This is a genomic window from Roseicyclus salinarum (assembly GCF_029624655.1).
GTDB lineage: Bacteria > Pseudomonadota > Alphaproteobacteria > Rhodobacterales > Rhodobacteraceae > Roseibacterium > Roseibacterium salinarum.
Map to the genome: position 1 here is coordinate 1 of NZ_JARRSA010000031.1, position 26,012 is coordinate 26,012.

30 protein-coding genes and 1 pseudogene are annotated in these 26,012 nt (G+C 70.8%); 17 read left to right on the forward strand and 14 right to left on the reverse strand.

The features are described 5' to 3' along the window. Both P6F26_RS16305 and P6F26_RS16310 read left to right on the forward strand, forming a co-directional pair. Positions 1-631 (forward strand): annotated as a pseudogene (locus P6F26_RS16305) (hypothetical protein); the annotation flags it as partial. Further along, entirely contained in the window at positions 624-1,052 is a 429-nt protein-coding gene (locus P6F26_RS16310; protein WP_278029764.1) for a cell division protein ZapA, read from the forward strand. The pseudogene P6F26_RS16305 and the gene P6F26_RS16310, both read left to right, overlap by 8 nt. 113 nt (positions 1,053-1,165) lie before the next feature. Here P6F26_RS16310 and P6F26_RS16315 read toward each other — a convergent pair whose 3' ends face one another. Next, positions 1,166-1,828 (reverse strand): SDR family NAD(P)-dependent oxidoreductase, encoded by a 663-nt coding sequence (locus tag P6F26_RS16315; RefSeq protein WP_278029765.1) that lies wholly within the window; start codon positions 1,826-1,828, stop codon positions 1,166-1,168. A gap of 145 nt (positions 1,829-1,973) precedes the next feature. Between P6F26_RS16315 and P6F26_RS16320 the strand changes: the two genes are divergently transcribed. Beyond that, positions 1,974-2,573 (forward strand): biotin transporter BioY, encoded by a 600-nt coding sequence (locus P6F26_RS16320; protein ID WP_278029766.1) that lies wholly within the window; start codon positions 1,974-1,976, stop codon positions 2,571-2,573. 108 nt (positions 2,574-2,681) lie between these two features. Here P6F26_RS16320 and purF read toward each other — a convergent pair whose 3' ends face one another. The 11 genes from purF to pyrC form a co-directional block, all read right to left on the reverse strand. After that, positions 2,682-4,172 (reverse strand): amidophosphoribosyltransferase, encoded by a 1,491-nt coding sequence (gene purF, locus P6F26_RS16325; RefSeq protein WP_278029767.1) that lies wholly within the window; start codon positions 4,170-4,172, stop codon positions 2,682-2,684. Positions 4,173-4,314: 142 nt separating this feature from the next. Continuing rightward, the gene (locus P6F26_RS16330) at positions 4,315-4,872 is read right to left on the reverse strand and encodes a CvpA family protein (protein ID WP_278029768.1); all 558 of its coding nucleotides are present in this window, start codon (positions 4,870-4,872) and stop codon (positions 4,315-4,317) included. 90 nt (positions 4,873-4,962) lie between these two features. After that, positions 4,963-6,330 carry a DNA repair protein RadA gene (radA, locus tag P6F26_RS16335; RefSeq protein ID WP_278029769.1) on the reverse strand — a complete coding sequence of 456 codons (1,368 nt, stop codon included), beginning with the start codon at positions 6,328-6,330 and terminating at the stop codon, positions 4,963-4,965. A gap of 520 nt (positions 6,331-6,850) precedes the next feature. Further along, positions 6,851-7,318, reverse strand: coding sequence for a paraquat-inducible protein A (locus tag P6F26_RS16340; protein WP_278029770.1), 468 nt, complete (start codon positions 7,316-7,318; stop codon positions 6,851-6,853). 142 nt (positions 7,319-7,460) lie between these two features. Continuing rightward, positions 7,461-7,838: a hypothetical protein gene (locus tag P6F26_RS16345; RefSeq protein WP_278029771.1), complete on the reverse strand. Its 378-nt coding sequence runs from the start codon at positions 7,836-7,838 to the stop codon at positions 7,461-7,463. Beyond that, complete coding sequence (locus P6F26_RS16350) at positions 7,835-8,581, reverse strand: ABC transporter ATP-binding protein (protein WP_278029772.1); 747 nt, start codon at positions 8,579-8,581, stop codon at positions 7,835-7,837. The genes P6F26_RS16345 and P6F26_RS16350 overlap by 4 nt, the downstream gene beginning before the upstream one ends. Then, on the reverse strand, positions 8,578-9,360 hold the full coding sequence (locus tag P6F26_RS16355) for an MlaE family ABC transporter permease (protein WP_278029773.1): 783 nt from the start codon (positions 9,358-9,360) through the stop codon (positions 8,578-8,580). Before P6F26_RS16355 ends, P6F26_RS16350 begins: the two co-directional genes overlap by 4 nt. An 8-nt stretch (positions 9,361-9,368) precedes the next feature. Beyond that, on the reverse strand, positions 9,369-10,409 hold the full coding sequence (alr, locus tag P6F26_RS16360) for an alanine racemase (protein ID WP_278029774.1): 1,041 nt from the start codon (positions 10,407-10,409) through the stop codon (positions 9,369-9,371). 60 nt (positions 10,410-10,469) lie between these two features. Then, a complete protein-coding gene (locus P6F26_RS16365; RefSeq protein WP_278029776.1) occupies positions 10,470-11,966 on the reverse strand; it encodes a replicative DNA helicase in 1,497 nt (498 codons plus the stop codon). 237 nt (positions 11,967-12,203) lie between these two features. Continuing rightward, positions 12,204-12,884 (reverse strand): orotate phosphoribosyltransferase, encoded by a 681-nt coding sequence (locus P6F26_RS16370; RefSeq protein WP_278029777.1) that lies wholly within the window; start codon positions 12,882-12,884, stop codon positions 12,204-12,206. Positions 12,885-12,927: 43 nt separating this feature from the next. After that, on the reverse strand, positions 12,928-13,971 hold the full coding sequence (pyrC, locus tag P6F26_RS16375) for a dihydroorotase (protein WP_278029810.1): 1,044 nt from the start codon (positions 13,969-13,971) through the stop codon (positions 12,928-12,930). 145 nt (positions 13,972-14,116) lie between these two features. Here pyrC and P6F26_RS16380 point away from each other — a divergent pair, with 145 nt between their 5' ends. The 7 genes from P6F26_RS16380 to P6F26_RS16410 all read left to right on the forward strand — a co-directional run bounded on the left by P6F26_RS16380 (position 14,117) and on the right by P6F26_RS16410 (position 17,463). Continuing rightward, positions 14,117-14,932 carry an urease accessory protein UreD gene (locus P6F26_RS16380; protein WP_278029778.1) on the forward strand — a complete coding sequence of 272 codons (816 nt, stop codon included), beginning with the start codon at positions 14,117-14,119 and terminating at the stop codon, positions 14,930-14,932. A gap of 19 nt (positions 14,933-14,951) precedes the next feature. Further along, positions 14,952-15,254: an urease subunit gamma gene (locus P6F26_RS16385; protein WP_278029779.1), complete on the forward strand. Its 303-nt coding sequence runs from the start codon at positions 14,952-14,954 to the stop codon at positions 15,252-15,254. 15 nt (positions 15,255-15,269) lie between these two features. Continuing rightward, entirely contained in the window at positions 15,270-15,539 is a 270-nt protein-coding gene (locus tag P6F26_RS16390) for a hypothetical protein (protein ID WP_278029780.1), read from the forward strand. Continuing rightward, positions 15,536-15,841, forward strand: coding sequence for an urease subunit beta (locus P6F26_RS16395; RefSeq protein WP_278029782.1), 306 nt, complete (start codon positions 15,536-15,538; stop codon positions 15,839-15,841). Before P6F26_RS16390 ends, P6F26_RS16395 begins: the two co-directional genes overlap by 4 nt. After that, positions 15,838-16,155, forward strand: a complete 318-nt coding sequence (locus P6F26_RS16400; protein WP_278029783.1) for a hypothetical protein — start codon at positions 15,838-15,840, stop codon at positions 16,153-16,155. The genes P6F26_RS16395 and P6F26_RS16400 overlap by 4 nt, the downstream gene beginning before the upstream one ends. Before the next feature lie 91 nt (positions 16,156-16,246). Then, complete coding sequence (locus P6F26_RS16405; RefSeq protein WP_278029784.1) at positions 16,247-17,068, forward strand: cyclase family protein; 822 nt, start codon at positions 16,247-16,249, stop codon at positions 17,066-17,068. Further along, on the forward strand, positions 17,068-17,463 hold the full coding sequence (locus tag P6F26_RS16410) for a carboxymuconolactone decarboxylase family protein (RefSeq protein WP_278029785.1): 396 nt from the start codon (positions 17,068-17,070) through the stop codon (positions 17,461-17,463). Before P6F26_RS16405 ends, P6F26_RS16410 begins: the two co-directional genes overlap by 1 nt. Before the next feature lie 200 nt (positions 17,464-17,663). Here the strand turns inward: P6F26_RS16410 and P6F26_RS16415 are convergent, their stop codons facing one another. Then, the gene (locus tag P6F26_RS16415) at positions 17,664-18,503 is read right to left on the reverse strand and encodes a c-type cytochrome (protein ID WP_278029786.1); all 840 of its coding nucleotides are present in this window, start codon (positions 18,501-18,503) and stop codon (positions 17,664-17,666) included. Between the two features lie 249 nt (positions 18,504-18,752). Here P6F26_RS16415 and ureC point away from each other — a divergent pair, with 249 nt between their 5' ends. The 5 genes from ureC (at position 18,753) to ureG (ending at position 23,336) form a co-directional block, all read left to right on the forward strand. Next, positions 18,753-20,513: an urease subunit alpha gene (ureC, locus tag P6F26_RS16420; RefSeq protein WP_278029787.1), complete on the forward strand. Its 1,761-nt coding sequence runs from the start codon at positions 18,753-18,755 to the stop codon at positions 20,511-20,513. Between the two features lie 217 nt (positions 20,514-20,730). Next, on the forward strand, positions 20,731-21,381 hold the full coding sequence (locus tag P6F26_RS16425) for a hypothetical protein (RefSeq protein ID WP_278029788.1): 651 nt from the start codon (positions 20,731-20,733) through the stop codon (positions 21,379-21,381). 167 nt (positions 21,382-21,548) lie between these two features. Next, entirely contained in the window at positions 21,549-22,046 is a 498-nt protein-coding gene (gene ureE, locus P6F26_RS16430; protein ID WP_278029789.1) for an urease accessory protein UreE, read from the forward strand. Then, positions 22,043-22,696: an urease accessory protein UreF gene (locus P6F26_RS16435; RefSeq protein ID WP_278029790.1), complete on the forward strand. Its 654-nt coding sequence runs from the start codon at positions 22,043-22,045 to the stop codon at positions 22,694-22,696. The genes ureE and P6F26_RS16435 overlap by 4 nt, the downstream gene beginning before the upstream one ends. 28 nt (positions 22,697-22,724) lie before the next feature. After that, positions 22,725-23,336, forward strand: a complete 612-nt coding sequence (gene ureG, locus P6F26_RS16440; protein WP_278029791.1) for an urease accessory protein UreG — start codon at positions 22,725-22,727, stop codon at positions 23,334-23,336. Positions 23,337-23,346: 10 nt separating this feature from the next. On the opposite strand, the gene P6F26_RS16445 is transcribed toward ureG, so the two are convergent. After that, a complete protein-coding gene (locus tag P6F26_RS16445; RefSeq protein ID WP_278029792.1) occupies positions 23,347-24,300 on the reverse strand; it encodes a phosphoadenosine phosphosulfate reductase in 954 nt (317 codons plus the stop codon). Between the two features lie 201 nt (positions 24,301-24,501). On the opposite strand from P6F26_RS16445, the gene P6F26_RS16450 reads away from it, so the two are divergent. Both P6F26_RS16450 and P6F26_RS16455 read left to right on the forward strand, forming a co-directional pair. Next, positions 24,502-25,401 (forward strand): AAA family ATPase, encoded by a 900-nt coding sequence (locus tag P6F26_RS16450; RefSeq protein WP_278029793.1) that lies wholly within the window; start codon positions 24,502-24,504, stop codon positions 25,399-25,401. 112 nt (positions 25,402-25,513) lie between these two features. Further along, positions 25,514-26,005, forward strand: coding sequence for a peptidase S1 (locus P6F26_RS16455; protein ID WP_278029794.1), 492 nt, complete (start codon positions 25,514-25,516; stop codon positions 26,003-26,005). Positions 26,006-26,012 lie beyond the last annotated feature (7 nt).

The following is a 26,012-nucleotide window of genomic DNA, read 5'->3' on the forward strand; positions in this document are numbered from 1 at the left end:
GGAGGCGCTGGCCGCCGCGGAAGGCAGGCTGTCCGAGGCGAACGCGGCCGCCGAGGCCGGCGCCGGCCGCGACGTCGCGCGCATGGCCGAGCTGGAGGAAACGCTCGCCGCGCGTGCGGCGGAGCTGTCCGAGGCGAAGGCCGCGCGCGAGGCGCTGGACGCACGGGTGGCCGACCTCGAGGCGGCGGCTGCCGAAATCTCCGGCGAGGCCGGGCGGGCCGAGGAACTTGAGCGCGAGAACGCGATCCTCAAGCGCCGCGTGGAGCGCGCCCGCGAGGAGCGCGACGCCGCGATGGAGGCGCGCGATGCCGCGCAGGACGCGGCCGACGAGCTTTCCGCCGCCTCCAGGGACGACCCCGAGCCGCGCATCGCCGAACTGCGCGCCGAGTTGCGGCGGATGCAGGCGGTCGTGGACGGGATGTCGGGCATGATGGACGAGCTTCGCGCCGCCGCTGCGGCCGGCGGCGATGCCGAGGCCGTCAACCGCGGGCTGCAGGCGCAGGTCGCGGCCCTGACCGAGGCGCGCCGCTCCGAGGCGGCCGAACTCGACCGGATCGTGACGGAACTGGCGGCTGCCTCCGGTCAGGGGCCGGCCGGTCCCGCGGACAGCGTGGAGGCGGGACATGCCTGAGGTTCAGATCGACATCGGCGGACGCAGCTACACCGTCGCCTGCCAGGAGGGCGAGGAAACCTACCTGCGCGCCGCGGCCCGGATGCTCGACACCGAGGCCACGGTGATCCTCGGCCAGATCGGCCGCATGACGTCGGACCGGATGCTGCTGATGGCGGGGCTGATGCTCGCCGACAAGACAGCGGCGCTCGAGGACGACGTGAAGGACCTCAAGGCACGCATCGCGGCGCAGGAAAAGGGCCTGCGCTCGGCGGAGGAACGCCTCGCCGACCGCGCGCGCCGCATCGCCGAGCTGCAGGAGGCCGGGCCCCGCACCGAGCTTCCCGACAGCGTGACGGACGGGCTGGCCGAGCTTGCGGCGCGTGCCGAGGCGCTGGCGGACGAGCTCGAGGTCGGCGCGGCGGAGGACGGGACGGCCTGAACCTGCGCGCCGGGGCGGGTCACGCCCCGGCCGCGCCTTCGTCCTTCATCTTTCCAAAAATACGCAATGACCCGGCCCGACGTGCGCGCGCCCTCCGGGCCGGCTTCCGCGGCTCAGGCGAAGATCGGGCCGAGCAGGCGCGCGGCCTCCTCGCGCGGATGCGCGAGCGCCGTCTTGTCCTCGCCGGGGTAGAAGCGCGCGCGTGTGGCCGTGGGCATCGGCGCGGGGCGCAGAAGGTGCACGTCGGGCGCATGTCGTGCGGTCTCGGCCTGCCAGCAACGCACGAGCGCCCGTTGCGCGGCCTTCGACATCGCGTAGGCGCCCGCGTATTTCTCGTCCCAGTCGTCGTCGAAGAAGACCGCCGTCGCCATGTCGGAGGGCGCGATGAGCGGATCGACCATCGCGATCAGGCGCGCGGTCATCCGGATGTTCGTGGCGATGTTCCGGTCGAGATCCTTGGCGGTGACGTGCGGCGCGGGCGTCAGGGCGGTGACGTGGACCGCGGCGTGCACCCAGATGTCCGCGCGGCCCCAGCGGTCGTGGATCGAGCGGCAGAGATGGGCGATGGCGGCATCGTCGGTCAGGTCGATCGGGGCGAGCGTCGCGTGGCCGCCCGCGGCCTGGATGCGGTCGTCGACCTCTTCCAGCGCGCCGACGGTCCGCGCGACGGCGACGACATGCGCGCCTTGCCCGGCGAGCCATTCGGCGCAGGCGGCGCCGAGGCCGCGGGAGGCGCCGGTCACCAGCGCGACACGATCTTGAAGGGGCTTGTCCATCGGGCGCGTCATGCCGCGTCGCGCGCCGCTTTGCAAGGGCCGGCGCGCGGCGCCTGCGTGCCCGCGGCGGGCCGCTCGCTTGACTTTGGCACCGCCCGCGGGAATACCGGGACGACGAGTGAATTCACTGCATCGGAGGGCGCCCATGGGCCGCGACCAAACACTTCTCGCCGCGACATACGGAGACATGGGCCTTGCCCGGAAGGCCGGCCTTGCGCTTGCGGGCAGCGCCCTGATCGCGCTCGCCGCGCAGGTCTCGGTGCCGTTCTGGCCCGTGCCGCTCACGCTGCAGACGCTGGCGATCCTGGTGGTGGGCTTCGCGCTCGGCTCGCGGCTTGGCGCGGCGGCCGTGCTGGCCTACCTCGCCGAGGGCGCGATGGGCCTGCCGGTGTTCTCCAACGGCGGCGCGGGCGTGCTCTACATGATGGGCCCGACCGGGGGCTTCCTTGTCGGCTTCGTGGGCATGGCCTGGATCGCGGGGGCCGCGGCCGAGCGCGGGCTGGCGCGCGGCGTGGTCGGCACGTCGCTCGTGGCGCTCGCCGCATCGGCCGCCCTCTATCTTCCGGGTCTTGCATGGCCGCTCGCCGTGGCGGGGCTTCTTGGCGTCGAGGCCGGCTGGGCGGGCCTCTCGCTGGCGCAGACGTGGCAGGCCTTCGCGGCCCCGTTCCTGCTCGGCGACGTGGTGAAGGCCGTGATCGCGGCGCTGGTCGTCACCGGCGCGTGGCGTGCGCTGCGCCGCGCGTGACCGCACGTCCCACCGCCTGAAAAGCGAAACGCCGTCCCTCGGGACGGCGTCTTTCGTTTGTCCGTGTGTTTCCTTGGGCTGCGGTCCGGTCGCGTCCCGGCAGAAGGACTATTCCGCGGGCTCGGCCGTTTCGGGCAGCTCGAAGCCCTTGGCGACCATGTCCACGGGCCGCACCGGGTAGTCGCCCGAGAAGCAGGCGTCGCAGTATTGCGGGCAGGACCTGTTGCGGCCCTTGGCCTCGCCCACCGCGCGGTAGAGCCCGTCGAGCGAGACGAACCGCAGCGAGGCCACGCCGAGGTGGCGGCGCATCTCCTCCTCGGACATGCCGGCGGCCAGGAGCTTGTCGCGCTCGGGCGTGTCCACGCCGTAGAAGCACGGCCATGCCGTCGGCGGCGAGGCGATGCGGAAATGCACCTCGGCCGCGCCCGCATCGAGGATCATCTGCTTGATCTTGAGAGAGGTCGTCCCACGCACCACGCTGTCGTCCACCAGGACCACGCGCTTGCCCGCGATCAGCGCGCGGTTCACGTTCAGCTTCAGGCGCACGCCCATGTTGCGGATCTGCTCGGTCGGCTCGATGAAGGTGCGGCCGACATACTGGTTGCGGATGATCCCCATGCCGTAGGGGATGCCGCTTTCGTGGGAAAATCCGATGGCCGCCGGGGTGCCCGAGTCGGGCACGGGGCAGACGAGGTCGGCGTCCGCCGGCGCCTCGCGGGCCAGTTCCACGCCGATCTGGCGCCGCGTCTCGTAGACCGAGCGCCCGCCGATGATGCTGTCGGGGCGCGAGAAATAGACATGCTCGAAGATGCAGAAGCGCGAGCGTTTCTGTTCGAAGGGGCGGAAGCTTTCAAGCTTGCCGCCGCTGATGACGACCATCTCGCCTGGTTCGATCTCGCGCAGGAAGTCCGCGCCGATGATGTCGAGCGCGCAGGTCTCCGAGGACAGGACGTAGCCTTCGCCGACGCGGCCCAGCACCAGCGGACGCACGCCGAGCGGGTCGCGAACGCCGATCAGCTTGGTGCGCGTCATGGCGACAATCGAGAAGGCGCCTTCGACCCGCCGCAGCGCGTCCTTCATGCGTTCGGGGATGGTGCGCTGCAGCGAGCGCGCCATGAGGTGGATGATGCATTCGCTGTCCGAGGAGGACTGGAAGATCGAGCCGCGCTCGATCAGCTCGCGGCGGAGCGCGTCCGCGTTCACGATGTTGCCGTTGTGCGCGATCGCGGCGCCGCCCATTGCGAACTCGCCGAAGAAGGGCTGCACGTCGCGGATCGCGGTGCTGCCCTTGCTGCCCGCGGTGGAATAGCGGACGTGGCCGATCGCCAGCTCGCCCGGCAGCGTCTCCATCACCGACTGCGAGGTGAAGGTGTCGCGGACGTAGCCGAAGCGGTGGGCCGAGTTGAACCCATGCTCGGGATGATGGGCGACGATGCCGCCCGCCTCCTGCCCGCGGTGCTGAAGCGCGTGAAGGCCGAGCGCCACGAAGTTGGCGGCATCCGCGACGCCCACGACGCCGAACACGCCGCATTCCTCGCGCAGCTTGTCGCCATCGAGCGGATCGAAGGGATGTGGGTAGGGAAGATGGTCGTCGCGCATCCGGCGGGTCCCCTGGCAGGTGGAGAAGACCCCGATTCCCGACGGGCCCTTCGCGCATGACATAGGGCAGCGGGGGGGCGGTGTCACCCGCCCTGTCACGCCGATGTCATGCTTTGTCGCGTTGCAGCGTCGGTGTTCGGCCTCACTCGGCGGCGCAGGTGCCGGTGAGCTGGTCGTAGCGGTCCATCAGCCAGCCGGGCGCGTCCTGCGGCATCCGGTCCTCGATCGCCAGCTGCGCCTCGGCGAAGACCATCGCCGAACGGCTTTCCGCGATCTCGGGGATGGGCTCGTCGCCGGCGACGCGCTCGTAGGCGATCAGCACCACGAGAACCAGGAGCACGCCGCGCGCGACCCCGAAGAGGAAACCCAGCCCCGCATCGACGCTGCCCACCGACGAGCGCTGGATCGCCGAGGAAAAGACCGGCGTGAACAGCGAGATGACCACGAGCGCCACCACGAAGACCGCCGCGAAGGAGGCCATGACGCCAAGCTCGCAGGAATCGCCGATGAAATCGCCGAGGTAGGGGATCTCGTTCATCAGCGGCAGCGCGCGGGGCGCGAAGACGAAGGCCAGCACGGCGGCCGCCACCCAGCCGAGGATCGACATCACCTCGCGCACGAAGCCCCGCGAATACGCCAGCACCGCCGACACCAGTATGATGCCCGCGACGATTCCGTCGAAGATGGTGAAGCCGTCCATGTCTGCCCGCGTCCCTCGATTATTGCCGTTTCTTCGTTTTCCGTTCCGTCTCGGCCGCATCGCCGGCCGCGCAGGGTGCCTCTGCCTGCCTCAGCCTGCCCCGAAGACCTCGCCCACGAAGCGGGGGAGATCCTCCATCGTGCGGACCGCCACGCCGCCGTTTTCGGCGATATTACATCCTTTTGGCAGGATTGCGGCGGAAAATCCGAGCTTCAGCGCCTCTTTCAGCCGGTTTTCCGCCTGCGTCACGGGGCGCAACGCGCCCGACAGCGACAATTCCCCGAACACGACCGTCTCGGGAGGCAGCGCCGCGTCCTCGCGCGCCGACAGGAGTGCGGCGGCCACGGCGAGGTCGGCGGCGGGCTCGCTGATGCGCATCCCGCCCGCGACGTTGAGATAGACGTCGAGCCCCTGAAAGCTGATGCCCGCCCGCGCCTCGAGCACGGCGAGGATCATCGACAGGCGCGCGCCGTCCCAGCCCACCACCGCGCGGCGCGGCTGCGACAGCTGCGAGGGCGCCACGAGGGCCTGGAACTCCACCAGCACGGGTCGCGTGCCCTCGATCCCCGCGAAGACCACCGACCCCGGCGCGGGCGTGTCGCGGTCGGACAGGAACAGCGCCGAGGGGTTCGCAACCTCGGCGAGGCCCGCGCCCGTCATCTCGAAGACGCCGATCTCGTCGGCGGGGCCGAAGCGGTTCTTGACCGAGCGCAGGATGCGGAACTGGTGGCCGCGCTCGCCTTCGAAATAGAGCACGGTATCGACCATGTGCTCGACCACGCGGGGGCCGGCGATCTGGCCCTCCTTGGTGACGTGGCCCACCAGCATCACCGCCACGCCGCGCCGCTTGGCAAAGGTCGTCAGCTCGTGCGCCGCCGCGCGCACCTGCGAGACCGATCCCGGCGCGCTGTCGACGGTGTCGAGCCACATCGTCTGGATCGAGTCGATGATCACGAGGTCGGGCGCCTCGGCGTCGAGCGTCGTCAGGATGTCGCGCAGGTTGGTCTCAGCGGCGAGGCTCACCGCGCAGTCGTCGAGGCCGAGGCGCGTCGCGCGCAGCCGGACCTGCGCCGTCGCCTCCTCGCCCGAGACGTAGACCACGCGCGCGCCACCACGGGCGAAGCTGGCGGCGGCCTGCAGCAGAAGCGTGGACTTGCCTATGCCGGGATCGCCGCCCACCAGCGTCGCGGACGCGGGCACAAGGCCGCCGCCGAGGACGCGGTCGAGCTCTCCCATGCCCGAGGAGCGCCGGGGCGGGGGCGCCTCGGGGGTGCGCAGGTCGGACAGGCCGATGCGCCGGCCCTTGGCGGCGCCGAGACCCTGCTTAGAGGGGCCCGCCGACAGCGGCGCCTCCTCGGCGATGGTGTTCCATTCGCCGCATGCATCGCAACGGCCCGACCACTTCTTGTGAGTCGCGCCGCAGGAGGAACAGACGAAGACGGTGACGGGCTTTGCCATGGCCGGGGGTGTAACCGAGAGGGCAGGGGGATGCCATCATGTTGTGGCGGCGGCCGGGCGGCACGGCCCATGTGGCGGTGGGGCCACAAGGGCGCGAAATGGGCACCCGCATGTGCCTGCACTTTGATCGGTTCGCTCCCGCGGACGAATCCCGACAGGAATGGAAACGAGGATGCGGGCACCACGCGCAGGGGTCCGAACCGGCTTTCGTTCGCCGCACTCCTGTCGGGAACGCCGGCCTGCGGGCGCGGGAACCGAGGACGTCCGCTTCGCCGAGGCTGCGCTGGGCGCGGCCTTGTCGCAGGCCATCGCGGGCGGCGAGGTCGTCGCGGGCCTGCGCGCCAGCGGGCTCGACACCAGCGCCGACACGCGACGGGTGCCGGACCTTCTGCTGGACGGCGGCTGGACCGGACGCGTCCCGACCGGGAACCGGGGCGGACTGACACTCGACATCTCAGGCGGGATCGGCGGGATCTGCGGCGATTTTCGCCGGACAGGCGGCGCGCTTCGGGATCAGCTTCTAGGGCGCGGTGCGGGTGGCGCGGGCCGTCCATATCCCGACCCAGAGCGAGCCGAGCACGCATCCCGTGAAAAGCCACAGGCCCCACGCCGTCTCGACCCGGCCCACCGCCAGACCCTTGGCGAGCGTGACGTAGACCGCGACGAGGAACACGTCGGCCATCGCCAGCTTGCCGAGCCACTGGAGCGTGGGCAGCAGGCGCGCCGGCGCGCGGGAGAGGTGCACGAGCGCGAGCAGCACCGTCTTGGCCATGGGCGCCACGAGCGCGAAGAGCGCGACCAGCACCGCCAGCGGCCGCTCGCCCCCGGTCCAGAGCGCGGCGATGCCCGAGAGGACCGAGACCTCCTCGAGCCCGAAGAGCGGCAGGAGGCCCGCCCGAAGGAGCGGCGCGGCCCAGGCGACGGGAAAGAGCACGAGAAGCGAGAGGTTCAGCGCGAAGACGAGGCGCGCGGCGGGGCTGGCTGGCATGGGGGCCCTCATGCCCTCGGGGCGGGTGCGCCGCAAGGGGCCGGCGGCGACGGGGGGCTTTCCGCCCCCCGCGGGCGCGCGGCGCGCGCGCCCGTCCCCCCGAGAGTTTCCGGCAAGGATGAAGGGACCGAAGCGGGGACGCTCAGCCGAACTGGCGCATCCAGACGATGCCCCCGCCGATCGCCGCGGTCAGCGCGAAGCGCACGGCCTCGCCCGGCCACGTCGCCTCGCGCAGGTCGTTGAGGCCCATGTGCACCCCCACCGCGAGGCCCGCGGGAAAGAGGATCGCGATGACGACGACGACCGTGGGAAAGCCGAGGAACGCGCCGAGGAGAACGACGACGAGCAGCGTGATCATCGCCGGGACGAGGTGGCCCGCGAGCTCCACGAAGACGGGGACGTGGCGGCCCCGGTCGAGCCGGGACGCGCGGGCGATCCACTCGATGGCGGCGAGGCCCGCGTAGGTCCAGAGGAGCGTGGCGACGGCCTCGACGAGCGCGATCGGCGTCACCGGCGTCATCGCGCGGTCTCGATCGGGCCCTCGGCCGCGCCGGTGATGAACTGGCGCAGGTAGGGGTCGTCGGCGGCGTCCATGTCGCCGACGGGGCCTTGCCAGCGGATGCGGCCCGCGTGCAGCATCGCCACGCGGTCGGCGATGGCGCGCGCCGAGGTCATGTCGTGGGTGATGGTCACGGCGGTGGCGCCCATCTCGGTCACGATCTCGCGGATCAGCCCGTTGATGACGCCGGCCATGATCGGGTCGAGGCCGGTCGTGGGCTCGTCGAAGAAGATGATGTCGGGATCGGCGGCGATGGCGCGCGCAAGGCTCGCGCGCTTCTGCATTCCGCCCGAAAGCTCGGCGGGGTAGAGGTCGGCGACGTCGGGTCCGAGGCCGACGCGCCCGAGCTTCGCGATGGCGGCGGTGCGCGCCTCGTCGCGGTCCATGCGGTCGCGTCCGCGCAGGAGCCGGAAGGCCACGTTCTGCCAGACGGGCATCGAATCGAACAGCGCGCCGCCCTGGAAGAGCATCCCGAAGCGGGCGAGGAAGGCGTCCCGGTCGGTTTTCGCCACGTCGCGCCCGTCGAGCAGGATCCGGCCCGCGTCGGGCGTCACGAGGCCGAGGATGCACTTCAGGAGCACCGATTTGCCCGTGCCCGAACCGCCGATCACCACGAGGCTTTCGCCGGTGGCGATGTCGAGGTCGACGCCGCGCAGGACATGGTTGGCGCCGAAGGCCTTGCTGACGCCGCGAAGCCCGATCATGCCGAGAAGAACAGCTCGGTCAGGAGGTAGTTCGCGGCCAGGATCATGATCGAGGCCGAGACCACCGCGCGCGTCGTGGCGCGCCCCACGCCGCGCGCGCCGCGCTCGGAGGCCATGCCGTGGTAGCATCCCATGACCGCCACGATGCAGCCGAAGACCGCCCCCTTGATCAGCCCCGAGGCGACGTCCCATGCCTCGAGATAGTCGGCCGTGTTCTGGACGTAGACCGCCGGGTCGAAGCCGAGGCGCGTCGTGCCGACCAGAAAGCCGCCCATGATCCCGATGCTGTCGCCGGCCGCGACCAGCAGCGGCAGCGAGAGGGTCGCGGCGACCACGCGCGGCACGGTGAGATACTTCATCGGGTCCGTCGACAGGGTGACGAGCGCGTCGATCTGTTCGGTGACCTTCATCGTGCCGATCTCGGCGGCGATCGCGGCGGCGACGCGGCCCGCCACCATCAGGCCGCCGAGCACGGGCCCGAGCTCGCGGGTCATGCCGATGGCGACGATGGAGGGGACCACGGCCTCGGCGTTGAAGCGCGCCCCGCCCGCGTAGATCTGGAGCGCGAGCGCGCCGCCGGTGAAAAGCGCGGTCAGGCCCACCACGGGAAGCGACAGCCAGCCGATGTGCAGCAGCTGGTGGGCCAGCTCGCGCGGGTAGAAGGGCGGGCGCAGGAGGTGGCCGAGCGTCGCCGCGAAGTAGAGCGCGACCCGCCCCGTCCCGCCGAGAAGGCCGAGCGTGGCGCGCCCCAGGACGGCGAGGGGGCGCGTCGCTGTCACGGCGCGGTTCACGACGCGCTCGCGAAGCGGCGTGCATGGCGCGCGCCGAGCGATGTCAGGATCTCGTAGCCGATGGTGCCGGCCGCCTCGGCCAGCGCATCGACGCCCTGCGCCGGGCAGAGGATGTCGAGCGCGTCCGGCACCTCGTCGAGCGCGGTGACGTCCACGGTCAGAAGGTCCATCGACACGCGCCCCGCGAGCGGGCAGGCCACGTCGCCCGCGAAGAGGCGCGCCTTGCCCGACATCGCGCGGATCAGGCCGTCGGCGTAGCCCGCCGAGACGGTGGCGATGCGCGTGGGCGCGGCCGCGGCGAAGCTGCAGCCGTAGCCGACGGTTTCCCCTGGCGCCACGTCGCGCACCTGGATGACGGGCAGGGACAGCCGCACGACCGGCGTGGCATCGGCGAAGGGCAGGCCGCCATAGAGACCGATGCCCGGGCGCGTCATCTCGAAATGGTAGTCGGGGCCGAGGAGGATGCCGCCCGTGGCCGACAGCGAGCGGGGCACGGTGGCGCCGCCCGTCATCTCGCGGAAGGCCGCGAGCTGCGCGGCGTTCGCGGGGTGGGCGGGCTCGTCGGAGCAGGCGAGATGGCTGATGAGCAAGGTGAGTGGCCCGGCCTCGGCCTCGGCGCGGAGCGCGGCCCAGTCCGCCGGTTCCATGCCGAGCCGGTTCATGCCGGTGTCGAGCTGCACGCCGTAGGGCGCCTCGGGCAGCGCCTCGCGGTGGCGGGCGAACTGCTCGGGGCTGTTGAGCATCGGCACGAGGCCCGCGTCGCGCAGGTTCGCGGTGTCGCCGGCCATGTGCCCCGAGAAGACGTTGATGACCGGCCGCCCGCCGAGCGCCTTGCGCAGTGCTGCGCCTTCCTCGGCCACCGCGACGAAGAAGTGCCGCGCGCCCGCCGCCGCCAGCGCCCGCGCCACCGGCACCGCGCCGAGGCCGTAGCCGTCGGCCTTCACCACCGCCGCCGTCGCGCAGGACGTCATCGCGTCCAGCGCGCGCCAGTTGGCGACGATGGCGTCGAGGTCGATGTGGAGCGTTCCCGTTCCCATGGCGACTGTCTCGGCGGGTTCCGCGCGGGCGTCAAGACGCAGCCTTGTCCCGGCCTGCGCTCAGTAGTCCTGCGCGCCCTGCTGCCAAGGCTTCACGAGGTTGCCGAACCGCGTGTAGCGGCCATCGAAGCTGAGCTCGAGATTGCCGACGGGTCCGTGGCGCTGCTTGCCGATGATGACCTCGGCCTTGCCGTGCAGCGCCTCCATGTCCTGCTGCCACTTGGTCATGGCCTCCAGGTTGTCCTCGCCGGGCTTCTCGCGCTCCTTGTAGTACTCGCCCCGGTACACGAACATCACGACGTCGGCGTCCTGCTCGATCGAGCCGGACTCGCGCAGGTCGCTCAGCTGCGGGCGCTTGTCCTCGCGGCTTTCGACCTGACGCGAAAGCTGCGACAGCGCGATCACGGGGATGTTGAGCTCCTTGGCCACGGCCTTGAGGCCCTGCGTGATCTCGGAGACCTCGTTCACGCGGCTGTCCTTGGCGGTGGCGGGGCGCAGCAGCTGAAGGTAGTCCACGATCAGCAGGTCGAGGCCCTTGGTCGAGCGCTTGAGCCGGCGCGCGCGGGCGGCGAGCTGGCTGATCGGCAGCGCCGGGGTGTCGTCGATGTAGAGCGGGCAGTGTTCCAGCTCGCCCGCCGCGCGCAGGTAGCGGCGGAACTCGTCCTCTGTCAGGTCGCCCTTGCGGATCAGCTCGGACGGGATCTCGGCCGCTTCCGACAGGATCCGCTGCGCAAGCTGCGCCGATGACATCTCGAGGCTGAAGAAGCCCACGACGCCCCCGTCCACGGTGCCCGTGGTTCCGTCCTCGCGGCGGCCCTCCTTCCAGGCCTTGGCGACGTTGAAGGCGATGTTCGTGGCCAGCGACGTCTTGCCCATCGAGGGGCGCCCCGCGAGGATCAGGAGGTCGGAGGGGTGCAGGCCGCCGAGCATCCGGTCCATGTCCGTCAGCCCGGTGGAGAGACCGGCAAGCTTGCCTTGCCGGTTGTGCGCGGCGTTGGCCGTCTGCACCGCCTCGTGCAGCGCCGACAGGAACGAGCGGAAGCCGCGGTTCGTCGTGCCGGTGGAGGCGAGCTTGAAGAGATCGGATTCGGCCGCGACGATCTGCTCGTCGGGACTGACGTCGTCGCGCATCGCGCGCGCCCTGTCGGAGATCGAGGCCCCGAGGTCGATCAGCGCGCGGCGCACGGCGAGATCGTGGATCAGCTGGGCATAGTCGCGCGCAGCCGAGGTCGCGATCGCGGAGAGTTGGAGCTTGACGAGGTATTCCGAGCCGCCGAGGTCCTTCAGGCCCGCCACGTCGGAGGCGAAGTTCTTGAGCGTCGTGGCGTCGGTGGCGAGGCCCTTGGCGATGCGGGCGGCGGCCAGCTGGAAGATCTCGCGGTGCACCGGATCGTAGAAATGGTCGGCCTTGACCAGGTCCTCGACACGGTCGAGCACGTCGTTCGACGACAGGATTGCGCCCAGAAGCTGCTGTTCCGCCTCGATGTTGTGCGGAATGGCGGACGTGTCCGTTTCGGACGACGCCTGGCCCGTCGGCATGGGAACATGCTCGTTCATCTTTCACCCCTCGCGTTCTCGATCGTCCCTCCGTCCCGCGTCACGCGGAGGGTGTGCCGGCCGGTATAGCGCCTGCGCCTGCGGGCGCGTCAATCCGGCAAAGCTGTGAGTAACCTGTGAGTGCTTTTTTCTGCCAGATGATGCGCCGTGGCGGGCGCGTGACGCCATATCTGGTGAAAACCTAGCAGCGATGTGTCGGATTCGCCACTGGCCAAGCGTCTCGGACGGGGCTGCGGGTCAGGACAGGCCGCGCGCCGCGCGCCAGCCCTCGGGATCGGCGAGGAATCGCTCGACATCGGCGAGCGTGTCGTCGCCGAAGTCGCCGCCGCGCCGCGCCTCGGCGATCACGTCGGCCCAGGTCGCGAGGTAGTGGAGCGCGAGCCCGTGTTCGGCCAGCCGCTCCTCTGTGCCGGGCATGACGCCGTAGTAGAAGACGACGGCGGTATGGCCGCAGGTGGCGCCCGCGGCGCGGATCGCGTCGACGAACTTCAGTTTCGAGCCCCCGTCGGTGGTGAGGTCCTCCACCAGAAGCACCCGGTCGCCCTCGGCCATCTCGCCCTCGATCTGCGCGGTGCGCCCGTAGCCCTTGGGCTTCTTGCGCACGTAGGACATCGGCAGGCCCATGCGCTCGGCCACGAAGGCGGCGAAGGGGATGCCTGCGGTCTCTCCGCCCGCGACGTTGTCGAAGGCCTCGAGGCCCGCGGCCTCCATCACGGTGCAGCACAGGAAGTCCATCATCGTGGCCCGCACCCGCGGGTAGGAGATGATCCTGCGGCAGTCGATGTAGGTGGGCGCCTGCTTGCCGCTGGCATGGGTGAAGAGCTTCCCGGTGTCGAAGTGCACGGCGCGGATGTCGAGGAGCATCCGGGCGGTGAGGCGGGCCATGGTGGCGCGGTCGGGATAGGAGGTGGGGATCATGGGCTGCCGTGGGGATTTGCGTATTTGGGGAAAGATGAAGGGCTCAGGCGAGGACGTGCCAGTGGAGCGGATGGCCGGGGTCGAAGAGGGTGACGGGGCCCGCGCCGGTCTCGATCCGGGCGGGATAGGCCACGGGCCCGGCGCGTTTCTCGAGCGTGATCGTCGTCTCGTTGGGCGCAAGGCCGTAGCGCGCGGGGCCATGGAGGGAGGCGAAGCCCTCCAGCCGGTCGAGCGCGCCCTCCTCCTCGAAGACGTGGGCGAGGCACGAGAGGGTGTTGGTGGCCGAGAACACGCCCGCGCAGCCGCAGGCGGTTTCCTTGGCGGCGTCGACATGCGGCGCGCTGTCGGTGCCGAGAAAGAGGCGCGGATTGCCCGAGGTCGCGGCGCGGCGCAGCGCCTGCTGGTGGGTCGCGCGCTTGGCCACGGGCAGGCAGTAGTAATGCGGACGGATGCCGCCCACGAGCATGTGGTTGCGGTTGATCATCAGGTGGTGGGTGGTGATCGTGCCGGCGATGTCGCCGGGCGCGTGCATGACGTAGTCGATGCCGTGGGAGGTGGTGATGTGCTCGAGCGTGACCCTGAGCTCCGGAAGCTCGCGGCGGAGCGGGTCGAGCACGGTGTCGAGGAAGACCTGCTCGCGGTCGAAGATGTCGACCTCGGGGGTCGTGACCTCGCCGTGGATGCAGAGCGGCAGGCCGATCTCGGCCATTCTCTCGAGCGCGGGCATCGCGCGGCGCAGGTCCCTCACGCCCGAGGCGGAGTTCGTGGTGGCGCCGGCCGGGTAGAGTTTCACCGCCGTCACGAGGCCCTCGGCATGGGCGGCGGCGAGATCGTCGGGGTCCGTCGTCTCGGTGAGGTAGAGCGTCATCAGCGGTTCGAAGGACATCCCCTCGGGCAACGCGTCGAGGATGCGCGCGCGGTAGGCGCGCGCGTCGTCCGAAGTCACGACCGGGGGCACGAGGTTCGGCATGACGATGGCGCGGGCGAAGTGGCGCGCCGTTTCGGGCAGGACGCCCCTGAGCATGGCGCCGTCGCGCAGGTGCAGGTGCCAGTCGTCGGGGCGGCGGATGGTGAGGCGGTCGGTCATGGCCATGCGCTACACCGATCCATCGCGGAAGGCCACGCGAAAGCCGCGCGGTGCCCGAAACTTGGGCATCGGCGCCGCCATCGCGCGATGCGCGTGCGAGCACGCTTGCCAGCGCGGCGACGGCGGCTCTAGGCTCGGTCGCAGGATGTTCGATCTCGCCGCCAGCGATCCGCGCCATCAGCGCGTGAAGGGCCGCGCCGCCGTTACCTTCGGGGAGGGCGGGCGGCTCAGCGGCCTTGCGCAGTCCGGCTCGGCCAAGGCGATGCTGCCGAAGATGCACGGGCGCGCGCCCGAGGTCGTCTTTCTGAACACCGCGGGCGGGCTGACGGGGGGCGACTGGCTGGATTACGCCGTCGAGCTTCGCGGCGGCACCGCCGTGGCCACGACGCAGACCGCCGAGCGCGCCTATCGCAGCGCGGGCGGGAGCGCGCGGGTCCGAACGCGGCTCAGCCTGGGGCCGGGCGCGACGCTGCACTGGCTGCCGCAGGAGCTGATCCTGTTCGAGGGGGCGTCGCTGGAACGCACGCTGGAGGTGGACATGGCGTCCGACGCGAGGTTCGTGATGCTCGAGACGCTGGTCCTCGGGCGCGCCGCGATGGGCGAAACGCTGGCCCGTCTGCGCCTGCGCGACCGCAGGCGCGTGACGCGCGCCGGGCGGCCCGTTCTGATCGAGGGCGCGTTCCTCGACGACGCGGATCTTGCGCGGGCCGGGGCGGCGGGCCTCGACCGGGCGGTGGCGGTGGCGTCGCTGTCGCTTCTGTCGGGGGACGCGGGCGACAGGCTCGGGGCGATCCGGGCCGCGCTGCCCGGCGGCGACGAGGTCCGCGCGGCGGCCTCGGCGTGGGACGGGCGGCTGACCGTCCGGTTCATGGCCCGCGACGCCTGGCCTCTGCGCCGCGCGGTGGCGCGGGCCGTGGCGGCGCTGACGGGGACCCCCTTGCCGCGCGTCTGGCAGATTTGACAAGCATGGAAGACCAAGCATGAACCTCACTCCCCGCGAAAAGGACAAGCTTCTGATCAGCCTCGCCGCCATGGTGGCGAGGGGCCGCCTGTTGCGCGGCGTGAAGCTGAACCATCCCGAAGCGATCGCCCTGATCACCGACTTCGTGGTGGAGGGCGCGCGCGACGGGCGCTCGGTCGCCGAGCTGATGGAGGCGGGCGCCCATGTCGTCACCGCGGACCAGTGCATGGACGGGATCCCCGAGATGATCCACGACGTGCAGGTGGAGGCGACCTTTCCCGACGGCACGAAGCTTGTGACCGTCCACCATCCGATCCGCTGAAGGGAGGAAGGCGCGATGATATTCACCTTTCTGCTCGGGCTTGCGGCAGGTGCGCTGACGCCCCTGGCCGAGCCCTACGTCCGGCAGGCCATGGAGAACGTGGCGCTGTCGAAGATCCCGGTGGAGCAGGCCGAGATGGACCTGCTCACGCTGGTGATCCTGCTGCTGGCCGCGGCGCTTCTCAGCGGCGGCGGCTCGTCCTTCGCGCTGCTTCTCGGGGCGCTTCTGGGCATTTTCGGAAAACGCATCCTCTCGGCGGTGCAAGGCGGAGGCGGAACGCGATGATCCCCGGTGAAATCATCACGGCAGATGGCGACATCGAGCTGAACGCTGGGCGCGCGCCGCTGGTGCTGACGGTCTCGAACACGGGTGACCGGCCGGTGCAGGTGGGCAGCCACTACCATTTCGCCGAGACGAACGCTGCTCTGGACTTCGACCGCGCGGCCGCGCAGGGCCACAGGCTCGACATCGCCGCGGGAACCGCGGTCCGGTTCGAGCCCGGGCAGACGCGCGAGGTGACGCTGGTTCCCTATGGCGGCGGGCGCGAGGTCTGGGGCTTCAACGCCCGGGTCATGGGCCGGCTTTGAAGGGGATCACGCCCTTCGACGCCTGGCGGGCGGGCGCGCAGATGGCGCGCCTCGGCGTCGAGGTGCATGCGGTTCTGTGGCTGCGCGGGCTGGGTGCGGCCGGGGCGTGGAACACGCCCTTCGACGAGGGCTGGCGTGCGTTCCGCGAAAAGCCCGAGGCCTTCGCCGAGGCGCTGGGGCGGGCGGCGGAGGCCGCGATGCGCGGGCAGGGCGCGCCGGAGGTGATCTCCGCGGCCGTGGACCCGCTGACGCGCCGGGTGCGGGACAATCGCGCGCGGCTCGAGGGGCGCGGGCGCAGGAACTGGCCCGCCTGAGCCGGGTTCGGGCGGCGCGGCAGGGAAAGAAGGGCGGGGGCGTGGCCCGCGTCCTGCAAGGACGGCAACCACGAACAGGAGGAACCAGCCGATGTGCGACGTTTGCGTGATGGAAAGCGTGAAGGAGCGGATGCTGTCGCGCCGCGACTTCTTCAGGGGCAGCGCGGCGGCCGCCGCGGGCGCGGGGGCGATGGGCCTGGGCGCGGCGCAGCCGGTCTTCGCGCAGGCGCCGCGGACGGTCCATGACATGACGCACGAGCTGTCCGAGGAGTTTCCGACCTTCGGGGGCGCGCCCGGCATCGCCTACGACAAGCAGTTCGACATCGGCTCGGACGGCTACAACCTCTATGTCCTGACGCTGAACGAGCACACCGGCACGCATATCGACGCGCCGCTGCATTTCTCGGCCGACGGCGCCTCGGTCGCGGAGATCCCGGTGGAGAGCCTCGCCTGTCCGCTTTGCGTCATCGACATCCGCGAGAAGGCGGCCGGAAACGCCGACGCGCAGGTCACGCCCGACGACCTGATGGCGTGGATCTCGGCCAATGGCGACATCCCCGACGGCGCCTGCGTCGCGATGAATTCGGGCTGGGCGGCGAAGGCGGGGTCTTCGGCGTTCCGCGGGGCGGACGATGCCGGCGGGCTGCACTTTCCCGGCTTCCACATCGAGGCCACGCAGATGCTGCTGGAGCGCACGAACGCCGTCGCGATGGCGGTCGACACGCTGTCGCTGGACCACGGGCCGTCGCCCGATTTCGCGACGCACTACGCGTGGCTGCCGGCGGGCCGCTACGGGATCGAGGCGCTGGCCGGTCTCGACATGATGCCAGCCTCGGGGGCCACGCTCATGGTCGGCGCGCCCAAGGTGCGCGGCGGCACGGGCGGACCCGCGCGGATCATGGCGCTGGTCTGATGGCCACGGTCCCGCTTCTGTCGGATGCCGAGCTTTCGCCCGCGGCGGCGGAGGTCTTCGGCGAGATCCGTGCCCTTCGCGGCACGGACCACGTCAACGACTTCTGGCGCGCGATGGCGCATGACCCGGCGACGCTCAGGGCCTTGTGGGACAGGCTGAAGGTGGTGATGGCGCCCGGCGCGCTGGATCCGCTGGTCAAGGAGATGATCTACGTCGCAGTCTCCACCGCCAACGGCTGCCGCTACTGCATCCACAGTCACACCGCTGCGGCGAAGGGCAAGGGCATGACGCCCGACATGCACGCCGAACTCGTGGCGGTGATCGGCATGGCGATGCAGACGAACGGGCTTGTCACCGCGCTGGGCGTGGAGGTCGACAAGGCGTTCGAGGCCTGAGCGGGCCCCCCGGCGCGGCCGCCTGAACATGGCCCCTTGCGGACGGCATGAGGCCGCCGCGCGGGCGGTGCCCGTGTGCCGGGCAACCACGGCGGAGCCGGTGCGGCCCGGCCTTTGGGGTCTGCGCGTGCGGGCGCGGTATGGCGCGGGGGCGGCGGCAGGCCGCCCCCGCGCCTTGCTCCGTCGCAATGGCGCTCCCGTCACCCCACGTCGGGCAGGGCGGGCAGGGTGCGCAGGTAGGCGATGATCGCGGACAGGTCGTCGGCGCTGATCCCGGCGAAATGGCCGTAGGGCATCGGCGGCATCATCGGCGTGCCGTCGGGGCGCATCCCTTGGGTGATCATCGCCGCGATCTCGGTGTCGGTATACCCCGCCAGGCCGTCCTCGTGGCTGGTCAGGTTCGACGCCACGGAAACGCCCCACGGCCCGCGGAACTCGAACCCGCCGCGGCCGAGGTCGGTGTCGAGCATCGGCCCCTGCGGTCCCATCGGCGTGTGGCATTCCATGCAATGCGCGACCGGCCCGGCGAGGTAGGCGCCGTATTCGGCCGTCACGCCGGGCGTGGGCGCCGAGACGCTCTCGATCGGGGGGCCGTAGGCGGGCGGCAGGGGAATGCGGTACTCGGACGTGCCGGGGTCGTTCTCGACCGGGGCCACCGTTCGCAGGAACATGACCATCGACATCGCGTCGTCGTCCGACAGGCCGCGATACATCGCGAAGGGCATTGGCGGCCCGATCAGCGAGCCGTCGGGGCGGATGCCCTCGCGGATGGCGCGGACGAACTCGGCGTCCGACCAGTCGGCTATGCGGCCGGCGGGCGTGATGTTGGGCGCGACGGCGCGGAACGGTTCGATGTCCTCGACGACACGGCCCGCAAGCTCCTGCTCCATCACCGGGCCCTGCGGTCCCATCGGGGTGTGGCAGTTGCCGCATCCCGCGATGCCCCGGACAAGGTATTCGCCGCGCTCGACGCTCGGCTCTGCCGAGGCGGCCGTCGCCACGAGGCAGACGGCCGCCGCCGCCTGAATGCACGCTTTCATGATGTCTTCCTCCCTTGTGGGGCGCGACTCAGCGCACGAGCCGCGCCCGGGCCGATGATAGCAGAGGTCGTGCGTCGATCGGGGCGCCACGTGGGGCGCCGCGAGAGCGCCGGGGCGCCCGGCTTGTGCACAATGCTTCGGCAAGTGACGCGCCGCCGGGGTCCGGCGCGCCTTTTGTCTTGGAGATCAACACGGCGGCGTCCTAGGCTTGCCGGCGACAGGCAATTCACCCGCCGAGGAACACACGTCATGCCCACCCGCATCCCCCGCTCGACCTATGCCGACATGTATGGCCCCACCACGGGCGACCGCGTGCGGCTGGCCGACACCGACCTGATCATCGAGGTCGAGCGCGACCTGACGGCCGAGGCGGTCGGGCGCGCGCTGACGGGCGGGGACGGGCCCAACGCGCAGGTCTACGGCGAGGAGGTCAAGTTCGGCGGCGGCAAGGTGATCCGCGACGGCATGGGCCAGTCGCAGCTGACGCGCGCCGAGGGGGCGGTGGATACCGTCATCACCAACGCGCTGATCGTGGATCACAGCGGCATCTACAAGGCGGACGTGGGCCTGAAGTACGGGCGGATCGCGGGCATCGGCAAGGCCGGCAACCCCGACACGCAGCCGGGCGTGGACATCATCATCGGCCCCGGCACGGAGGCCATCGCGGGCGAAGGGCGCATCCTGACGGCGGGGGGATTCGACGCGCATATCCACTTCATCTGCCCCCAGCAGATCGAGGACGCGCTGCATTCGGGGCTGACGACGATGCTGGGCGGGGGCACGGGCCCCGCGCACGGCACGCTCGCCACGACCTGCACGCCGGGGCCGTGGCACATCGCGCGGATGCTTCAGGCGGCCGACGCCTTCCCGATGAACCTCGCCTTCGCGGGCAAGGGCAACGCCTCGCGGCCCGCGGCCCTGGTCGAGCAGATCGAGGCCGGCGCCTGCGCGCTGAAGCTTCACGAGGACTGGGGGACGACGCCCGCCGCCATCGACTGCTGTCTCTCGGTCGCCGACGACATGGACATCCAGGTGATGATCCACACCGACACCCTGAACGAAAGCGGCTTCGTCGAGAACACGCTTGCGGCCATCGGCGACCGCACGATCCACGCCTTCCACACCGAAGGCGCGGGCGGCGGGCACGCCCCCGACATCATGAAGGTGGTGGGGTTCCAGAACATCCTGCCGTCCTCCACCAACCCCACGATGCCCTACACCGTCAACACGCTGGAAGAGCATCTCGACATGCTGATGGTGTGCCACCACCTCGACCGCTCGATCCCCGAGGACGTGGCCTTCGCCGAAAGCCGCATCCGCAAGGAAACCATCGCCGCCGAGGACATCCTGCACGACATGGGCGCGTTTTCCGTGATGGCCTCCGACAGCCAGGCCATGGGCCGCGTGGGCGAGGTCATCATCCGCACGTGGCAGACGGCGGACAAGATGAAGAAGCAGCGCGGGCGCCTGCCGGAGGAGACGGGCGACAACGACAACGCGCGCGTGAAGCGCTACGTCGCCAAGTACACGATCAACCCCGCCATCGTGCACGGGCTGTCGCGCCACATCGGCTCGATCGAGGTCGGCAAGCGCGCCGATCTGGTGCTGTGGAACCGCGCGTTCTTCGGCGTGAAGCCCGAGATGGTGCTGATCGGTGGCACGATCGTCTGCGCCCAGATGGGCGACCCCAACGCCTCGATCCCGACGCCGCAGCCGGTCTGGTCGCGGCCCATGTTCGGCGCCTTCGGCCGCTCGGTCGAGCGGTCCGCCGTGACCTTCGTGAGCGGCGCGGCGCAGGCGTCGGGCATCCGCGATGCGCTGGGCCTCGCGAAGGACACGGTCGCGGTCGAGGGCATCCGCAAGGTGCGCAAGGCCGACATGATCCACAACTCCGCGACGCCCAAGGTGGACGTGCACCCCGAGACCTACGAAGTGCGGGCCGACGGCGAGCTGCTGACCTGCGAGCCCGCGCGCGAGCTGCCTCTGGCGCAGCGGTATTTCATGTATTGAGGCCTGCCCCCGGGGTGCACCGGGGAGCCCCTGTCGGCCGAGCGCCTGTCACGGCGCGTCCTTTCCACCTCGACGGCGTCGTCCCGGTTACGGGGGCGCCGACCCCGCGACCTATCGCCCACGCGACCTATCGCCCACGCCCCGGAACCGTCTTGCGCGGCGCGCGTTCTGCCCAGGTCGCCGACGCGCAGACCGCGCGCAATCCGGGGAGGACGTCGTGGTGGGACGGTTTTCGAAGTCTCCAGTCAGGGCTGTTCGGCCGCCTGCATTCCTTGCCGCCGCCGCGATTCTCGGGTGCGGTGGCGCGGAAGCGCTCACCCTCGAATACGAGCTGCAAATTCGCTACGAGGGCTACTATTACCGTAGCCTTCTGATCCCCGACCTCGAGACCGAGGACGATATCTACGACATCAGCGGGACATGCAGTTACGGCTCGGCATGTTATCCGATGGACTGGCCCGGTTTCACCGCCGATGCCGGGAGGATCCGGACGCTTCACGTCACGCTGATCGCAGACGAGCCCTACGGGCGGATCGTCGACGGGCTTCTGGATGGCGGCCTCCGGGACGCGTATGTGGACATCAGGGTGGACTGGGATACAGGCGCGTTTTCGGGATATTTCGGCCCCATCGAATCGTCTTACGAATTCTACGGGTCGACGTATCGCGTGATCGACGGAGACTGGTATGACTACTCCTGCGCTCCGAGCAACCCGCCTCCGGGCTTCTGCGGCGAGCAGGATCGCGTGGACGAATACACGATCCTCTCCTGGAGCGTGGAGGGCCTGCCGAACGTTCCCCTGCCGCCGGCCGCGGCGCTGCTCCCGCTGGCGCTGGCGGGGCTTGCGGCCCTCCGCCGCCGGTCCTGACATCTCCCGCCTCGCGGCGCATGCGCCTCGGCGCGGCTGCCGCCGCCCTCACGATGCCGCATCGCGGCAGAAGGGGGATTGCGCGCGCGGCCATCGCCCCTATCGTGTTGTCCGAGCTTCGGTCCATCGTGGAGCCGGGGCCTTGCCGCGACCTTCGGAGAGAGATCATGGCGGATGACCTTCGCGCCGGCCGCGTGCGCCGTGCGGGCCACTGGACGGGACAGCCGTCCGAGAGGCTGGTTCTCGACTACGAGGGCCGGTTCCTGCGGCGCAAGCGCCTTGTTGCGCAATCCGGCCGCGCGGTGCTGGTCGACCTGTCCGAGACGGTCTCGCTGGATGCGGGTGACGCGCTCGAGGCCGTGGACGGCACCCTGATCGAGATCGCCGCAGCGCCCGAGCCGCTTCTGAAGGTGACGGGCGACCTGGCGCGACTGGCGTGGCACATCGGCAACCGCCACACGCCTTGCGAGGTCGCGCCGGATCACCTGCTGATCCGCGACGACCATGTGCTGGCCGGTATGCTTCGCGGCCTCGGCGCGGGCGTCGAGACGGTCGAGGGACCCTTCACGCCCGAAGGCGGCGCCTACGGCCACGGACGCACCCACGGCCATGACCACGGGCACGGGCATGACCACGGGCACGGCCACTCCCATTCGCATCCATGACGTCCGCACCGTCCGACCTTCTTAGGCTGACGCAATGGCTGTCGCCCTCCTTCCCAGTCTCGGCCTATGCCTATTCGCACGGGCTGGAGGCCGCGATCGCGGCGGGCCGCGTCTGCGACGGGGCGACGGCGGAGGGCTGGATCGCCACGGTCCTCCAGGCGGGCAGCGGGCGGACGGACGCGATCCTTCTGGCCGCCGCGATGGCGCCGGACGCGGACCTCGACGCGCTGTCGGATGTCGCCCGGGCGCTCGCGGGCTCGGCCGAGCGCTGGGAGGAGACGCGCGCGCAGGGCGCGGCCTTCGCCGCCACGCTGCGCGCGATGGGGGCGGGCGGGCCGGACAGGCCCTATCCGCTCGCCGTGGCCGAGGCGGCGCGGGGCCTGTCGCTTCCGCCCGAAACGGTAGCCGCGCTGTTCCTGCACGCCTTCGCCGGCGCGCTGGTCTCGGTCGCGGTTCGCTTCGTGCCGCTGGGGCAGGCCGAGGGGCAGAGGGTGCTGGCCGCGCTCGCCCCCGTCATCGAGCGGGTGGCGTCCGACGCCGCGCGGGTGTCGCCCGACGCGGTGGAGGAGGCGCTGGGCGGCGCGGCCTTCGGCGCGGACCTCGCGGCGATGGAACACGAGACGCAGGAGGTGCGCCTGTTCCGGACGTGACGGGCGCCAGACAGGAGACACGATTGGCATGGCAAGCGAGAACGGACCTTTGCGCGTGGGCATCGGCGGACCTGTCGGCGCGGGCAAGACCACGCTGACCGAAAGGCTGTGCCGCGCGATGTCGGACCGGTACTCCGTCGCGGTCATCACCAACGACATCTACACCGCCGAGGACGCCGAATACCTGCTGCGCGTTCAGGCGCTTCCGGCCGAGCGCATCCGGGGCGTCGAGACGGGCGGCTGCCCGCATACCGCGATCCGCGAGGACGCCTCGATCAATCTCGCCGCCGTTGCCGAGTTCCGCGCGCGCATTCCCGACCTCGACGTGATCTTCATCGAATCGGGCGGCGACAATCTTGCCGCGACCTTCTCGCCCGAGCTCGCGGACCTGACGCTCTATGTCATCGACACCGCCGCGGGCCAGGACATACCGCGCAAGAAGGGGCCGGGGGTGACGCGCTCGGACCTGCTGATCGTCAACAAGGTCGACCTCGCCCCCCATGTCGGCGTCGACCGCGAGCGGCTCGCCTCGGACGCGGCGGCGGCGCGCGCAGGCCGGCCCTTCGTGATGGCGAGCCTGCGCCACGGCGAGGGCATCGACGAGGTCGTGGCCTTCGTGCGCGAGGCGGGCGGCCTCTGAGCGCGCGTCCTCAGGCGGTTTCCGTCTCCGAAAGGTCCTCTTTCCGGCGCGCCTCGATCTCGGTGAGAAGCGCGCCGAGGCGCCGGTCCCCGCTGGCCGCGTAGCCGTGCCGCGCGATCAGGGCCGCGCGCCCGGAATGGCCCTGAACCATCGCGGCCCGCGCCCTGCGGATCATCGTGCCCGGAGCCTCGCGGCACGGACCCTTGAGCGCGGCGCGCACGCGGGCGGGATCGCACCTGCCGCGGCTCAACATGCGCAGGAGCGGCACCGCCGCCTCCTCGCCGTGCAGGATCGCCTCGAAGTCGCGCCCCGCATGGGGCAGGCCCACCCGCGTCGTGTTCGCGCCGTTGAAGAGCGCGGCCTGAGCCGCGTCCGCCGTTTCGGCCGGATCATAGAGCACGAGCGCGTCCGAGGCGCTTCGAAGGGCGAGCGGCGCGTTCCCGGAGGGTCCTGTGAAATCCAGCCTGCGCGCGGCGCGGAACCGCCGCTCGAAGGGGACGTCCGCGTGGTTCAGCGTCGCGACGGGGCTGGCCGCGAGCACCCGTGCGCCGGGCATCGTCGCCGAATGCACGCAGGCCGCGAAGCCGCATTCCGGTCCGACGCCGTAGAACACGACGCTGGAATACCGCCTCAGGATGCCGCCCGCGGTGAGCACGCTGAAGAACCGCTCCAGCGCGGGGTCGCGGAACCAGGTCTCGCCGACCGCCATGATGGACAGAAGCGACCACGACCGGCGGCGCACCATCTCGAAGCCCGCGGGCAGGCCGTCGGGCGCCTCGGACCAGACGCGGTCGGCCCGGTCGAAGGCCACGAGCAGCGTCTCGCCCTCCTCGACGTAGAGACCGAGATGGCGCTTCCCGATCCTGTCGTACAATCCGTGTTCCGCCCCGATCTGCGCGATGCGGCGCATCCAGGTGTCGCGGCCAAGCCCGCTCTTCCACGAGGAGGAGGCCTTGTCATGCATGTGCATCGTCATCCTTCGGCAAACGGCGGCTGCGGGACCGCGGCTTCACTGGATACTCCTGAAACGCGACTGTTGCAAAGCTGTGGACGGGTTGGGGCTTTTAAAAGACCGCCGTGCCACGCCATCGCCGCAAGCCCCGCGGGGGGTTGACCGGATGCGCCCGCGCGGCCTTCATGTGCGCCAACCCCAAGCGGAGGCTCCATGACGCCATCGAGCATAGACGAGGTGCAGAAAATCCTTGGCGATCAAGGCTATGTCTGCGGACGCTCGCTTGCGACCGTGACCTTCCTCGCGCTGCGCCTCGGCCGTCCCCTGTTCCTCGAGGGCGAGGCTGGCACCGGCAAGACCGAGATCGCCAAGGCGCTCGCCGCCGGTCTCGGCCGGCGGCTCATCCGGCTGCAGTGCTACGAGGGGCTGGACGCCTCGTCGGCGGTCTACGAGTGGAACTTCGCCGCGCAGATGGTGGCGATCCGTTCCGCCGAGGCCGAGGGCGGCGCCGACAAGGACCTGCTGCGCCGGGAACTCTTCGGCCCAGACTACCTGATCGAGCGTCCGCTCCTGCAGGCGATGCGCCCCGATCCCGCCGGCGCGCCCGTGCTGCTGATCGACGAGCTCGACCGCACCGACGAGCCCTTCGAGGCCTTCCTGCTCGAGGCGCTGTCCGACTTCCAGGTGACGATCCCCGAGATCGGCACCATCCGCGCGCCCGAGCCCCCCATCGTCGTCGTGACCTCGAACCGCACCCGCGAGGTCCATGACGCTCTCAAGCGCCGCTGCCTCTACCACTGGGTCGACTACCCCGACATCGACCGCGAGATGGCGATCCTGCAATCCCGAGTGCCCGAGGCCTCCGAGGCCCTCTCGCGCCAGGTCGTGGCCTTCGTCCAGCGCCTGCGCTCCGAGGACCTCTTCAAGCGCCCCGGCGTCGCCGAGACCATCGACTGGGCGAAGTGCCTGCTCGCGCTCGACGTGATCGAGCTGTCGCCCGAGGTCATCGCCGACACGCTGGGCGCGATCCTGAAATACCAGGACGACATCCAGAAGCTTCAGGGCTCCGCGGCCAGGCGGCTTCTCGACGAGGTGGCCGCCGAGACCGCCTGAGCCCCGATTGCGCCGCAAAAGACCCGCTCGGCGCCGAAATCCGATGCCATTTTCGCCATATCGTCGGGTAACCTCCGCGCCTGAACGCAACGGACCCGGAGTTTTCCCCAAGATGAAGATCGCACGTCGCCTCCTCGCGGGCGCAGGCCTTGCGGCCATGTCCCTGTCGCTGTCGGCCGCGGCCGCAACGGCCTGTCCCAGCTACAACAATCCAACGGTGTTCGGGAGCGCGAACGTGCCCGCGAACTTCATGCCCGACCCCTGGGTGCGCAACGTGACGGCCGGCGGCACCGTCAGCCTGCAGGGCTGCGGCTTCAGCTGGCCCGGCTTCGTCATCTCGCGCCCCGACTTCCGCTTCCAGTACACCGGCACGTCGCCGACCGGGCAGCTGACCATCGCCCTCGAGGCGCGCTCGAACGTCGACACGATCCTGCTCGTGAACGCCCCCGACGGCACCTGGCACTTCAACGACGACTACCGGGGCACGAACTCGGCCATCACCTTCACCAACCCGATGCAGGGCCAGTACGACATCTGGACCGGCAGCTACTACAGATCGTCGAACAATCCCGCCCAGCTCCTCGTGACGGAACTGAGCTACTGAAACGCGC